12 protein-coding genes are annotated in these 14,042 nt (G+C 56.1%); 3 read left to right on the top strand and 9 right to left on the bottom strand.

The window, feature by feature from the left end:
* Positions 1-5: 5 nt before the first annotated feature.
* Positions 6-2,369, top strand: a complete 2,364-nt coding sequence (locus SHEW_RS18830; RefSeq protein WP_011867428.1) for a Tex family protein — start codon at positions 6-8, stop codon at positions 2,367-2,369.
* Between the two features lie 87 nt (positions 2,370-2,456).
* On the opposite strand, the gene SHEW_RS18825 is transcribed toward SHEW_RS18830, so the two are convergent.
* Complete coding sequence (locus SHEW_RS18825) at positions 2,457-2,675, bottom strand: hypothetical protein (RefSeq protein ID WP_011867427.1); 219 nt, start codon at positions 2,673-2,675, stop codon at positions 2,457-2,459.
* 492 nt (positions 2,676-3,167) lie between these two features.
* Here SHEW_RS18825 and SHEW_RS18820 point away from each other — a divergent pair, with 492 nt between their 5' ends.
* The gene (locus tag SHEW_RS18820; RefSeq protein WP_011867426.1) at positions 3,168-5,156 is read left to right on the top strand and encodes an LTA synthase family protein; all 1,989 of its coding nucleotides are present in this window, start codon (positions 3,168-3,170) and stop codon (positions 5,154-5,156) included.
* On the opposite strand, the gene SHEW_RS18815 is transcribed toward SHEW_RS18820, so the two are convergent.
* Entirely contained in the window at positions 5,149-5,643 is a 495-nt protein-coding gene (locus SHEW_RS18815; RefSeq protein WP_011867425.1) for a hypothetical protein, read from the bottom strand. The genes SHEW_RS18820 and SHEW_RS18815 overlap by 8 nt on opposite strands.
* 58 nt (positions 5,644-5,701) lie before the next feature.
* Entirely contained in the window at positions 5,702-6,481 is a 780-nt protein-coding gene (gene bioH, locus SHEW_RS18810; RefSeq protein WP_011867424.1) for a pimeloyl-ACP methyl ester esterase BioH, read from the bottom strand.
* 31 nt (positions 6,482-6,512) lie between these two features.
* Between bioH and SHEW_RS18805 the strand changes: the two genes are divergently transcribed.
* Positions 6,513-7,271 carry a ComFC family protein gene (locus SHEW_RS18805; protein WP_011867423.1) on the top strand — a complete coding sequence of 253 codons (759 nt, stop codon included), beginning with the start codon at positions 6,513-6,515 and terminating at the stop codon, positions 7,269-7,271.
* Here SHEW_RS18805 and SHEW_RS18800 read toward each other — a convergent pair.
* From SHEW_RS18800 to SHEW_RS18775, 6 genes are all read right to left on the bottom strand, one after another.
* A complete protein-coding gene (locus SHEW_RS18800; protein WP_011867422.1) occupies positions 7,265-7,747 on the bottom strand; it encodes an MgtC/SapB family protein in 483 nt (160 codons plus the stop codon). The two genes, SHEW_RS18805 and SHEW_RS18800, sit on opposite strands and share 7 nt — an antisense overlap.
* 156 nt (positions 7,748-7,903) lie before the next feature.
* Complete coding sequence (locus SHEW_RS18795) at positions 7,904-8,101, bottom strand: helix-turn-helix transcriptional regulator (RefSeq protein WP_011867421.1); 198 nt, start codon at positions 8,099-8,101, stop codon at positions 7,904-7,906.
* Entirely contained in the window at positions 8,098-8,523 is a 426-nt protein-coding gene (locus tag SHEW_RS18790; protein WP_011867420.1) for a hypothetical protein, read from the bottom strand. The genes SHEW_RS18795 and SHEW_RS18790 overlap by 4 nt, the downstream gene beginning before the upstream one ends.
* A gap of 302 nt (positions 8,524-8,825) precedes the next feature.
* Positions 8,826-10,052 carry a dicarboxylate/amino acid:cation symporter gene (locus SHEW_RS18785; protein WP_011867419.1) on the bottom strand — a complete coding sequence of 409 codons (1,227 nt, stop codon included), beginning with the start codon at positions 10,050-10,052 and terminating at the stop codon, positions 8,826-8,828.
* Positions 10,053-10,393: 341 nt separating this feature from the next.
* Positions 10,394-12,199, bottom strand: coding sequence for a hypothetical protein (locus SHEW_RS18780; RefSeq protein WP_011867418.1), 1,806 nt, complete (start codon positions 12,197-12,199; stop codon positions 10,394-10,396).
* Between the two features lie 208 nt (positions 12,200-12,407).
* Positions 12,408-13,949, bottom strand: coding sequence for a phosphoenolpyruvate carboxykinase (locus SHEW_RS18775; RefSeq protein WP_011867417.1), 1,542 nt, complete (start codon positions 13,947-13,949; stop codon positions 12,408-12,410).
* Positions 13,950-14,042: the final 93 nt, after the last annotated feature.

The following is a 14,042-nucleotide window of genomic DNA, read 5'->3' as shown; positions in this document are numbered from 1 at the left end:
AATCTATGCAAAATATTGCAAAAATCATCGCTCAGGAACTTAATGTTCGTGAGCAGCAAGTGACGGCAACTATCACTCTATTGGATGACGGCGCGACGGTTCCCTTCGTGGCGCGTTATCGTAAAGAGGTCACAGGTGGTTTAGACGATACCCAACTGCGCACTCTGTATAGCCGTCTGGGCTATCTGCGCGAACTCAACGATCGCCGTCAGGTGATCCTCTCCAGCATTCAGGCCCAGGGTAAGCTGACCGCCGAGCTGCAGGCCGCCATAGATCAGGCCGACAGCAAGACGCGCCTGGAAGATCTCTATCTGCCCTACAAGCCTAAGCGTCGTACCAAGGGACAGATCGCCATCGAGGCCGGTATCGAGCCCCTGGTGGATCGTTTGCTCAGTGATCGTCAGGCAGATATCGAGGCGCTGGCGAGCGAGTACCTCAATGCCGAGGCGGGTTTAGATGAGGTGAAGGCGGTGCTCGATGGCGCGCGCTTCATCCTGATGGAACGTTTCGCCGAAGACGCCGAGCTGCTGCAGAAGGTGCGCCAACACCTGACCCAGATCGCCGTGCTCGAGAGCCATGTGGTGAAGGGTAAGGAGAAAGAGGGTGCCAAGTTCAGAGACTATTTCGAGCACAGCGAGAAGCTGATGAATGTGCCTTCGCACCGTGCCCTGGCCATGTTGCGTGGTCGCAACGAGGGCGTGTTGAGCCTGAGTATGAATGCGGACCCGGATAGCGAGGCCAAGTCAGGCAGTTACTGCGAGGTGATTATTGCCGATCACTTTAACCTCAAGCTGAGTGATTCCGCCGTGGATCAGTGGCTTAAGCTGGTGGTCACCTCTACCTGGCGCATCAAGATCGCGCTGCAGATGGAGACTGAGTTTATCGCCAAGCTGCGCGAGCGTGCCGAGACAGAGGCGATCAATGTCTTCGCCCGCAACCTGGGCGATCTGCTGATGGCGGCGCCTGCCGGTGCCAAGGCGACGCTGGGCCTGGACCCAGGCCTGAGAACTGGCGTCAAGGTGGCCATAGTCAACAACACGGGCAAGTTGATGGCTCACACCACCATCTTCCCCCATGCACCGCAAAACCAGTGGGACAAGTCGATCCGTACCCTGGCGAATTTAGTGAAGATGCATAAGGTGGAGCTGATCGCCATTGGCAATGGCACCGCCTCACGTGAGACCGACAAGCTGGCGGGCGAGCTGATTGCCGAGTTGAAGAGCGAGCTGCCGACACTCACCAAGATCATGGTGAGCGAGGCGGGCGCCTCCGTCTATTCCGCCTCTGAGCTGGCGGCGGAGGAGTTCCCCGAGCTGGACGTCTCGATTCGCGGCGCCGTCTCTATCGCCCGTCGCCTGCAGGATCCGCTGGCGGAGCTGGTGAAGATCGAACCTAAGTCTATCGGCGTGGGTCAGTATCAGCATGACGTGAGTCAGAGTCAGCTGTCACAATCCCTCGAGGCTGTGGTGGAAGACTGTGTAAACGGCGTGGGTGTGGATCTCAACATGGCCTCCATGCCGCTGCTGACTCAGGTGGCTGGCCTGAACAAGACGCTGGCACGCAATATCGTCGAATATCGCGACCAGAATGGTCAGTTTACCTCGCGTAAACAACTGCTTAAGGTGCCGCGTCTCGGCCCCAAGGCATTCGAGCAGGCGGCCGGTTTCCTGCGTATTCGTGAGGGTGACAACCCGCTGGATGCCAGCGCGGTACACCCAGAGACCTATGCCTTGGTTGAGTCTATCGCCAAGGCGCAGCAGCAGGCGGTGGATGCCCTGATAGGCAACACAGATCTGCTTAAGCAGATCGATGCCAAGGCGTTCGTGACCGAGGAGTTTGGTCTGCCGACCATAGAAGATATTCTCAGCGAGCTGGATAAGCCGGGTCGTGATCCCCGCGGCGAGTTTAAGACTGCCGTGTTTAAGGAAGGGGTTGAGGAGATCAAAGATCTTAAGGTGGAGATGATCTTAGAGGGCGTGGTGACCAATGTCACCAACTTCGGCGCCTTCGTCGATATCGGCGTGCATCAGGATGGCCTGGTGCATATCTCGTCGCTCACCGACAAGTTTGTCAGCGATCCCCACACAGTGGTGAAGGCGGGCGACGTGGTTAAGGTCAAGGTGATGGAGGTCGACGCCGAGCGTAAGCGTATCAGCCTGACCATGCGTCTGGACGAGAAGCCGGGCGAGAAGCAAATGTCTCACCAAGGCGGCAAGGGCCAGGCGAAAGCGGGCCAAGGCAAGGGACATCAAGGTAAAAGCCCACAGGGCAAGAGCCAGGCTAAGGGCCAGTATAAGCAGCCTAAGGCGCCGGCCAACGCGGCCATGGGTAACGCCTTTGCCGATGCCTTCGCCAAACTGAAGAAGTAGTCTCGCTTTACCGTTTTTAAAGGCCGCATTTGCGGCCTTTTTTATGCCTAGATTCCACACAGATTTGCTTGGTCGCTGGCACTCCAGCTAGAGCAGGAGTTCGGCAGAGAGTATCTTGAGCCGCCTGACGCCATTTTGTTTACCCCTGGCAATCACCTTCTGCTTGGCGAGCGTCAGGCCGCGGGCATTGACTATCACGCTGGCACTGAGGGTATTTTCCAGGCGTGTCTTGTTTGCCTTGGTGCCGGGACGGCCGCTTAGCGGCGTGGGTGACTCGAAGCTATAGCTAATGAGGTAGTCAGCCATGGGGCACCTCCGGCGTGAATCTCTGATATGAATGCATGGGTAACCGTATGAATTGTCGTGTGTAAGCTGTTAGAAAATAACCAGTTGTTATTTTTATGTATTTGCGAGGCCCTAAGGCTTGTTGGCAGACACTGTTCTGGGTCGGTGGCCATGAGCAACTCAATTTCGAGCCCTGGGCGTATCGTCTTTATGCGGCGCAGAGCCGAGAACCATCTATTATCTGATTGTTTTAAATGATGTTGTTGGCTCTTCTGACGCTATCCTACCCAGGGAGGGGGGAGATCGAAAGATAGTTACTATTCGATTTTTTAATAGATTATTGGGGCTTCTTGTGGGTAAAAAGCGCGGAAATCCACTATTTAGCTGATAATTCACGTCTTATTTAACTGTTACACTTTTCGAACTTTTTACTGACTTTTATGTCAAAATGGCACATTGCCGAGCGAACATGCTCGTACCCATTAAGCGATAGCGATTTTGATTGAGGAAACCATGACGACGTCCCACAAGAAACATGGGCCAATGCGGGCCATTGTCTACTTTGGCCTGATAGCCCTGGCCATCACGATGCTGAGCCGTATCGGCTTGGGCATCTGGCAGGCCGATAGGGTCGCCGCCGTGGATGGTTGGCCACACCTGCTGCTTCAGGGACTGAGGGTCGACTTTGCCACCCTGTGTTGGTTATGGGGCATCGCCGCCCTGGGCACCACCATCTTTGGTGGCGACCACATCGTCGGCCGTGGCTGGAAGTCGGTACTGAGAGTCTGGCTGACACTGGGTCTCTGGTTGATGATCTTCCTCGAGCTATCGACTCCCTCGTTTATCGATGAATATGGCCTGAGACCGAATCGTCTCTATATCGAATACCTCATCTACCCCAAAGAGGTGCTCTCCATGCTGTGGACCAGTCGTAAGGGAGAGATCTTCCTCGGGCTTATCGTCAGCACCCTGAGTCTGTGGGGCGGCTGGCGCCTGAGTGGGCGCTTACTGAAAGAGGTGGTCTATCCGCGCTGGTTCTGGCGTCCGGCCATTGGCCTACTGGTTATCGCCGTGACCCTGATGGGGGCGCGTTCTAGCCTGGGTCACAGACCACTTAATCCTGCCATGGTGGCCTTCGCCGACGATCCGCTGGTGAACTCTCTGGTGGTGAACTCCTCCTATTCGCTGGTGTTTGCCATAGATCAGATGGCGGCGGAAGCCAATGCCTCTAAGGTGTATGGCAAGCTGGAGAAGAGCCAGATTATAGACAACATACGTAAAGACAGTGGCCGCCCGCTAAGTGCCTTCACCTCTGAGTCTCTGCCGAGCGTGACCTATAACCAGGCCAGCTTCCAGGGCAAGCCCAAGAACCTGGTGATCATCCTGCAGGAGAGCCTGGGGGCGAGATTTACTGGTTACCTTGGCGGCCTGCCGCTGACGCCTAATATCGATGCCTTGGCGCAAGAGGGCTGGGCCTTCAATCGTCTGTACGCCACGGGTACCCGTTCGGTGCGCGGCATCGAGGCGGTTACCACCGGCTTTACGCCGACCCCGGCACGTTCTGTGGTCAAGCTAGGTAAGAGTCAGACCGACTTCTTCACCATCGCCGATCTGCTGAAGATGAACGGCTATGAGACCCAGTTTATCTATGGCGGCGAGAGCCATTTTGACAACATGCGCAGCTTCTTCCTGGGCAACGGCTTTAGCGATATCGTGGATCAGAACGACTATAAAGATCCTGTGTTCGTCGGTTCTTGGGGCGTGTCGGACGAAGATCTGCTCAAGCGGGCCAATAACGAGTTTGAGCAGTTCCATAAAGAGGGTAAGCCTTTCTTTAGCCTAGTGTTCAGCTCCTCTAACCATGAGCCGTTCGAGTTCCCCGATGACCGTATCGAGCTCTACGATCAGCCTAAGCAGACCCGTAATAACACGGCCAAGTACGCCGATTATGCCGTGGGTGAGTTCTTTAAGCTTGCCAAAGCGTCCAGCTACTGGAAAGACACACTATTTGTGGTGGTGGCCGACCATGAGAGCCGCGTAGGCGGTGCCTCTCTGGTACCTGTGGAGCAGTTCCGCATCCCGGCGATCATCATAGGCGATGGCATCACCCCCAAGATGGATCAACGTGTCGCCAGCCAGATAGACCTAGCACCGACCCTGTTGTCCCTGATGGGCGTCTCGGGTAGCTACCCTATGCTGGGACGGGATCTGACCAAGATGGATGACGACTGGCCGGGTCGCGCCCTGATGCAGTACGACAAGAACATGGCCTATCTGCGTGGTGACGATGTGGTGATCCTGCAGCCAGAGCGTGAGCCGACCGGCTACGCTTATGACTTTGCCAGCAATACTCTCACCCATAAGGCGCAGAGCGATGAGATGAAGCAGACCGCCTTGTCGTGGGCGCTGTGGGGTAGCATGGCTTACCAGCAACAGCTGTATCAGACGCCGCAGCAGAGCACGGCATTGAACACGTCGTCGGATGAAGCGTCGATCAGATAAAGGTGGATAGCTCGGGCTCTCCCTTGGGGAGGGTCTGAGTCTGGTAGAAGCTGGCGATGTGGGCCGACACGCTCTGATAGAAGCTGCTGGCCTGGTTCTCTAAGCGGGTCTTAGGTTTCTGAGGCTCTCTTGGCGTCTCAGTCTGCGCGCTACGTATGTCGCGGCGCGCCAGCGCAGGCTTCATCATCAGCGGCCTTATGATGGCGGCTGCGCCTTGTTTCGCCTGTTGCTGTTGTTGCTGACCTTCCTGCTGATGCTGGCCTTGACCTTGCTGCTTGGCCTGCACCTTCTCATTGAGTTTTGCCTGAATGTTGGCCTGATCCGCCGCGCGCTCATTCTGAGGATTGAAGGGGCGCTCTTCGTTGCTCTTGGCGAGCTGAGGCGCAGGTATGATAGGTGGGCGTTGCTGACTCTCTACCCGCGCGCTATCGGTCGCGGCGTTGGTCGTCGCGATAGGCACTTGCGGATAGTTGGTCACCACTAACATAGAAAACTCCCAGCGTATTGCCTAAATAATAACCAAAAAGTGTTATAAATTAAAGTGATTATTCTTTAAGCGTCTGCAGCCAGGCCTCGACCCCTTGAACAAAGGCATCCCTGTGGGAGAAGAAGGGCGCATGGGAGGCCTTAGGCAGCACGAAATCCACAAAGCGTGACTCGCAAACCGGCATCAGCGGCTGTACCCGGCGTGACACCAGACCGTCCAACCTTCCCCACACCCTGAGCCAGGGCACGCGTATCTCATTGAGCTGGTCTCTGAGGTCCACCTCCTTAAGCATCTGCAAGCCGGCGCGTAGCGCGTCTGCATCCGGCAGCGGCTTGGCCATCACCAAGTCCCTGAGCTGCTTGATATCCTGCTTGGCGGTTTCGCTTCCCATGGCCTGGATGGCCAGGAAACGCTCTATCATCTTGCCGAGATCTTTCTCCAGCTGATCGCCAAACTGCCCCAGAATTTGTGGTGGAATCCCCGGCCAGCCCTCGTTATCCCGCGCCATGAAGCAAGGGGAGGAGGCTATGGTCAGCAGGGCATTGATGCGCTCTGGATAGCGCAGGGCGGCGCGGGTGGCGACCAGTCCCCCTAGTGACCAACCGGCCCAGATAGCCCGCTCTGGCAACTGTTCCATGAGATGATCGACCCAAGCATCCAGGTCTCCCTCTATGGCCGGGCTATCGCCGAAGCCGGGCAGGTCGACTAACAGGAGTTGATGATCTTTGAGCGTGTGATGCAAGGGGGTAAAGACGGCGCTATTCACCCCCCAGCCGTGCAGCAGGACGATGGGGCGGCCTTGGCCTATAGTTTCAATATGCAAGGATTGCTGACTCACTAAGATGCCTCTGGATCGTAAGGTTAGTTAAATGGATAGAACTCATCTGCATTTATCGCGCTGGCAGTGGCTTGTGCAACTGCGGCGACTGCTGGCGGCTAGTCTACCCAATCGCTGTATGATCTGCCATCAAAGGGTGGTCTTGCCACAGCGAGGCATCTGTCTCACTTGCCTCGATGCCGGGCTCTATTCATCGCCGACTTGTCTAGGCTGTGGCCGAGCTATGCCTCAGCAGACCGCCTATTGCGGCGGCTGCATGACGAGCCAGCCCCTCAAGGTGGTGGCGCCTGCCAGTTATCATCAGGGGCTGGGGGAGACTGTGGCGGCTATCAAGTATCAGGGACAGCTCGCCGGTCTGACTCCCTTGGTGCAGGCCCTGGTGAGGCGTATTCGGTTGCTGGCTGAAGCGGAGGTTATCAGCCTGCCTCAGGCCTTGTTGCCCGTGCCCTTGCATCCACATCGACTGCGTGAGCGAGGCTTTAATCAGGCCTTTGTTATCGCCCATGAGCTTGGCCGGGCCCTCGAGTTGCCTGTGCTACCCGATGCCCTTGAGCGGCTCAGCGATACGCCGCCCCAGGCGGGGCTGACGGGTAAGCAGCGACGGCGCAATCTCGCCGGCGCCTTTCGTTTAAGTGACGAGTTCGATTTTCAGCGTGTCGCGCTGATCGACGATGTGGTGACTACCGGCACCACGGCCAAGGAGATCGCCAAGCTGTTCGAGGTGCGCTACATCCAGGTGCAGGTGTGGTGTCTGGCGCGCGCCGAGGCGCCCCACCTTATGGATCAATAGCCGTTACGGCGCCAGTTGCGATACTTGGTGTGTACCCCGCGGGTGAACAGCGAGGAGTATTCCTCCAGCAGATCGACGCCATAGAGGATGGCGACCACCAGCAGGGAGAGCTTGATCCCCACAAAGGGGTCGACCACGGCGATGCAGACGCCAATCGCCGCCAGCGCCCAGATTGCCGCCGCCGAGGTCACACCCACAACTACTCCTTCCTTGGCCAGCATGACGCCTGCCCCCAGAAAGCCAATGCCGGTGACCACCTGGCCTATGATGCGCGAGGGATCCGATACCGAGGTGGCCACGGCCATGGAGGCGGTGATGAAGATATAGGTGCCCAGCACGATCAGCGATGAGGTACGTATCCCCACGGGTTTGCCCCTGAGTTGGCGTTCCAGGCCTATGATGAGGCCGCAGAGCACGGCGCAGCCGAGTTCGCGCCAACGAAAGGGATCGATAGCTACCCAAGCATCAAGATTCATGGTGTGGTCCTAATTTACTATGTCTGGTGCAGAGGGCTTACGGGCGGGATGACGTCTTGGGCTATTCTGCGGGTCAATTTTCGGCGAGTGTCGATCTAAAAGGCCCCTGAGTCAATAGGGGCCATGGGATATATTAGTAGGCCTGAGGCCTGAGGCCTAGGCCTCGTCTTCCTCGAAGATCGCCTCTATGGGCAGTTGAAACAGCCGGGCGATCTTAAAGGCCAGTGGCAGGCTGGGATCATACTTGCCCTTCTCGATGGCATTGATGGTCTGGCGTGATACATCCAGCAGTCCCGCCAGGTCGGCCTGGGTCCAGTTGCGCTCGGCGCGCAGGGGTTTTAGACGGTTCTTCATCTGTAGCTCAGTCTCCCGAAGATGATCCCCAGCATATAGGTGAGCGCCAGCAGCACCACCAGATAGGCCGCCTTAAGATCCGGCAGCAAGTCTGCCAGATCTAGAATCGAGTAGAGGGAGAAACCTATGATGCTGACGCCGACGGCCAAGGCCAGGGCATCTAGCTGTATCTTGCGCTCCATCTCGTCGAGTTGGCGCAGGAAGCGTTTGAAGGCCAACAGCATCCAGATGCCGATGGCGCCATGGAGGATGAAGCAGCTTACCACGACCCAGGTGCTGGCCAGATAGCCTTGGTGGGCAAGGAATGAGGTGCCGCCCAGGCTCAGCGCCCACAGCAGGGCGAGCAGGTTCACCCGGTTAGCATTTTGAATATCCCTTGACGGTAGCCCTCTGGAGCAGATGGCGTCGATGATCTGTTTCATGTGCAGTTCCTCTCGTTTGCTAAAAATGTCAAACACCCTTTACATAACAAGTTAGGCTAAAAAAGAATCAAGGTCAAGCATGCTTTACATAAAGTTTGGTTTGTTTGACTTTTAAGCGGTAGAAAATGGCGCTGAGACTGGACTCGCTTGGGGAGAAAAGCATTGAGCGAACGCGCATTTGAACAGGTGATAGCGAGTGCCGATGGTCGAAAGTCGATAGCTGGTAGCAGGAGGTCGATAGTTGGTCGCAGGAAAAAGATAGCCGGATGCCAACGGCACCCGGCCAAGATATTATTAGCCCGTTATTCGGCCTTGGTGTATTTATCCAGGATCACCGCACAGGCTGCATCGCCAGTGATGTTGAGTGAGGTGCGGATCATGTCAAACACCCTGTCCAGGGCGAACAGTAGCGGCAGGCCGTCGATGGGGATACCCGCGGCCAACAGCACGGCCACCACCAGGAAGGAGGGGCCTGGTACGCCGGCTTGGCCTATGGCGCCCAGGGTCGAGGTGAAGATGATCGCCATGTAGGCGCCCAGGCTGAGATCTATGCCGTACATCTGGGCAAAGAAGATGGCCACCAGGCCGTAGTAGATGGCGTTACCGCTCATGTTGATGGTGGCGCCTAGGGGCAGCACGAAGGAGGCAGTGGGTTTAGAGACGCCCAGTTCCTCCTCACAGGTCTCCATGTTCACAGGAAGGGTGGCCATTGAGGAGGCCGTAGAAAGTGCCATCACCTGAGGCTTCTTCATGACACTGATGAACTTCTTGGCGCTGACGTTGGAGAACAACTGCACCAGCAGCGGGAAGAAGAGGAAGCCAAACAGCAAGATGCCGAGGACAAACACGGCGAACAGCTTAAAGACCACTTCTAGCGCGTCGAAGCCGAAGGTGCCCACAGAATCGGCCATCAGGCCAAATACGCCGATAGGCGCGATCACCATGACACAGTTGATCATCCAGACGAAGGCGTCGACTATGGTGTTAAGCGCCGCCAAGATCGGCTTGCTGCCTTCTCCCTTCACCTTGGTGAGGGCAATGCCGAAGAAGATGCTAAAGACCAAGATCTGCAGGATGTTGCCGCCGGTCAGCGACTCGAACACATTGGTGGGGATCATACCGATAAAGGTGTCCATCACGCCGGGCAGGGCGCCATGCTCTTCGGTCACCTTCATCAGGCCGCTGGCGCTGTGGGCGGTGAAATCGACGCCGTTACCGGGCTGGAACAGTGAGCCCAGCAGGAGTGCCAAGGCGACGGCCACGCCCGAGGTGATGATGAAGAAGCCGAAGGTGCCTATGCCTATCTTGCCCGCAGAGGGGCTGTCACCCAGGCTGGCGGCGCCCGAGATGATGGAGACCAGCACCAAAGGGATAACCAGCATCTTGATCAGGTGGATGAATAGGGTGCCCAGCGGTGCAAACATGCTGGCCTGCTCACCCATGATAAAACCGACGGCGGCGCCGATAATCATGGCGATCACCACCTGCACCCCGATATTGCCTAATAGCCTACTTGTCTTGGTTTTCACCTTTGCCTCGTCTTGTCGTCAGTTATGCTTTTGAAATGAGTATAGTCTTGCAGGCGCGCAGCGTAGCACGGGCGAGGAGAAGAGTCTGTGAATTAAGGCTAACCCTGAGGATAAAGCCCAAGTACTGAACATAAGTGCTTAACATAAGAATTGAGTATAAGTATTGGATGCGAGCGGCGGGCTTTGTGGAGAGTTGAGTCGCTTTTTTTGGTAAAACGGCGTGTTGTGGCTGGGCTGTTGGGGAATAAAAAGAGGATGGCATTCACCATCCTCTTTTTATGTAGCTGACTTGCTTGGCTTGCTCTCGCTTAGCAGTAAGCTCTAATGCGACCGGCTTAAGGCTATTGCCCCTTGACGATCGCCTCTAGGTGTTTGTAGAAGCGCTGGTTGAAGTTGTCTTCATTGCCGTCGAAGCTGATGCTGAGGTAATCGCCGAGCTTGCCGCTGTAGTCGGTGGCCTCGTAGATACTGACTTCGATGAGCTTATCGCCTTGGATCAGATAGTTATCGACAGACACAAATTCGGCATAGGCGGCTGGCAGGTCTATCTGCTTCAGACGAAGAACAGGCTCATCGCTTGGACTGGTGCTCAGCGACCATTGATAAGTCGTGACCTCCCCCGTGATGTTGAGCTTGATGGTTTTGTTCTCTTCATCGACCACTACATCGTCTGGGTAGAAGGCTGGCCAGAAGAGGCGAGCGACATCCGCCGTGGTCAAGAGCTCTGGATCTTGATGGCTCGGCATGGGCCAGGTGGCGAACTCACCCCGTACACGGCACATCACGTCATCTGCCTGTTTTCCACGGTAGCGGTACACTTGGCTTGGCCAGTTGAGTTCGGCCAGCTTGAGTGCCGGTGGCGTGGTGCTGAGAATGGCCTGCCACTCCTCACCAGTGCCTGAGTATTTAGTGAATTCGATTGTGATGGGTACCGAGGTGCCACTGTACACAGTCTGGAGTGTGTTGTTTTCGTACTTAATTTCGGGCGGCTGATAGTCTTTGTCGCCTTCGATAACCCAATGTTTTAGCTCCTTGTTCCAACACTCCTCTGGAGTGTCAGTTCCGTCGCGATCATCGAATACCCGACCATTGACCTTGCCCTCGACGATAGAACCTACGAAGGTGAGATCGGGCGTGCCATAAGTGAGGGTAAAGAGGCTCCGTAGTGTGGCGGGGGCCAGGGTGAAGTTGCTATGCAGCTGGTCGTCCTCAAGGAAGTGGCTGTTGATCACCTGCCAGTCGGCGTCCGACATGATCTTCGCATCGATTGGTGTCTCGATATACTCTTCGGCGATCAGTGCATTGTTGACCAGGAAGCGCACCGCCATGGGGTCGCTGGCTAAATAATCCTCGGTGCTCATGCCACTCTCTTCTACCAGGGTCTTTAGCTGGTCTCGGATGGTTGACATGATGTCATCCACGGCCAGCACATCGCTGAGCTGATCGCCGATCAAGGCTTCCAGATGACGATGCAGTCGGTAGGTGTCGATAAATTCAGGGGCGAGGGATTGCTCGGTGCTCAGTTTATAGGGATTGCCGTCGCGATCGTAGATAGTCAGCAATAGAGCGGCGAGCAGAGTGCGCTGGGTTGCGATATCAAGGGAGGTGGTACCGGCGGCGCGCATGCGGGCGACGCGCTGATACTCCAGATGAGTCATAGGGTTGATCTCACCGCCGTGTTCCTGCAGGGCAACCAACTTGCCGACTCCCTCCATGGAGATCACGGCCTGGGTACTAGTGGATTCGGCTGCCGTACTTGAGGCATTGGTGTTTAGAGATTCCGGACGAAAAGCTGCTTTGAGCAGGGCTGGCTTGCTGCTGGCTTCTGCTGCCTGTTGCCAGTTGGCGATCAGATCATAGATGGGCATTTCGACGTCACTGCTCCAGTCTATCTGGTATTTACCTTCGGCATCCGCAATGGCGCTGGGTTCATCGCTGTCGCAGCTGGCATTTTGGTTGAGATCCACACAGACCTCGGCGCCGGCTACCGCGCCCTGGTACACCACAGTGCCGACAACACTATGGTCGAAACTCGTGGGAGGCGGCGTGCCGCCGTCGGTTGGGGTATCTGAATCGTTATTGGAGCCGCCGCAGGCACTGAGTAGACAGGTACCGAGCAGCAGAGAGCTAAGGTGAGTTAATCGCATATTTGTGTCCTTACAAATATTAACAATGAAAAGGACCCGACAACGACAACTTAGCCGAGGTCCAATACGGCTGAAAGGACATTATCTATGGCTTTGATTAAATTACCATTACCCGATCGGGTAGGTTGGAAGGCAGGGCTTGCTGAGCGTTAGGCAATAAAAAATGGCCCCGACGGGCCATTTTAAATATTGTCATCAGACCCAGGGCTTACGCCTTAGGGCCAGCCTGCTTGATGGCGTCAGACACGTCGTACTTAGTGAAGTTGGCGGCAAACTCTTCGGCCAGCTGCTGAGCATATTTGTCGTACTCTGCCTTGTCGGCCCAGGTGTTGACCGGGTTAAGCAGCTTGGCATCGACGCCAGTCACAGCTACTGGCACGTCAAGGTTCAGCTTGTCGATGTGAACCGTTTCCACGTCTTTTAGCTCGCCACTTACTATGGCATCGACGATGGCACGGGTCGTTGGGATATCGAAACGCTTACCTACGCCGTGTGGACCGCCGGTCCAGCCGGTGTTGACCAGGTAAACCTGGCTACCGAATGACTCGATACGCTTCATCAGCAACTCGGCGTAGACGCCTGCCGGACGTGGGAAGAATGGTGCGCCGAAACAGGTCGAGAAGGTTGATTGAATCGCAGAAGTAGAGCCCATCTCGGTTGACCCCACCTTAGCCGTGTAACCAGAAAGGAAGTGGTAGGCCGCCTGCTCTTTGCTGAGTTTAGACACAGGTGGCAGCACGCCAGAGACGTCACAGGTCAGGAAGACGACGGCATTTGGCTCGGCGCCACGGTTCTCTTCCTTACGCTGAGCGATGTGCTCTAGCGGATAGGCCGCGCGGCTGTTCTCGGTCAGCTCTGTGTTGCTGTAGTCAGGGATGCGTTGCTCGTCCAGGGTGACGTTTTCCAGTACGGTGCCGAAACGGATTGCATCCCAAATCACCGGCTCGTTCTTCTGGCTCAGATCGATACACTTGGCGTAGCAGCCGCCTTCGATATTGAATACGCCGCCTGGTGCCCAGCCATGCTCGTCGTCGCCGATAAGGAAACGCTTAGGATCGGCAGACAGTGTGGTCTTGCCCGTGCCTGACAGGCCGAAGAATAGGGTTGTGTCGCCTTCGCTGCCGACGTTGGCCGAGCAGTGCATTGGCAGCACGCCTTTGGCGGGCAGTAGGAAGTTTTGCACAGAGAACATAGACTTCTTCATCTCGCCGGCGTACTTCAGGCCAGCCAGCAGTACCTTGCGATCGGCAAAGTTGATGATGACGGTGGCGTCTGAGTTGGTGCCATCGCGAGCAGGATCGCACTCGAAACCCGGTGCGTTCATGATCTGCCATACAGGCTTGTTGGCCACGTTAAACTGCTCAGGTACGATAAACAGGTTACGGGCAAAGAGCTGATGCCAGGCGGTTTCAGTTTTAACTTCAATGGGTTGGTAGTGCTCAGGGTCGGCACCCACTTCCAGCTCAGAAACGAAAGTTTCTTTGTCGGCCAGGTAAGTTGCGACGCGATCCCATAGGGCGTTAAAGGCATCCATGGCGAACGGCTTGTTGACCGAGCCCCAATCGATATCATTTTCGCTGCTCGCTTCTTTCACGATAAAGCGGTCGTTCGGTGAACGCCCGGTACGCTCGCCGGTTTTTGCCACTAATGCACCATTCGCCGTTAGCTCTCCTTCGCCGCGTGCGAGTGCAAACTCAACTAGTTGTGCCGTAGAGGGATTTTTATGAGTTTGCTTAGATCCATCCGCCATCTGTAAGGTCTCCATCATTCGAGTAGGGTTGGCCGGTCTGTGCCAGCTTGTTTTTGTTTTATCTGCATGATAGGCAGAGGCCCGATTGTAACT

It is taken from the genome of Shewanella loihica PV-4 (assembly GCF_000016065.1).
GTDB classification, from domain to species: Bacteria; Pseudomonadota; Gammaproteobacteria; order Enterobacterales; family Shewanellaceae; genus Shewanella; species Shewanella loihica.
This window is presented reverse-complemented; position numbering and strand designations above follow the sequence as displayed.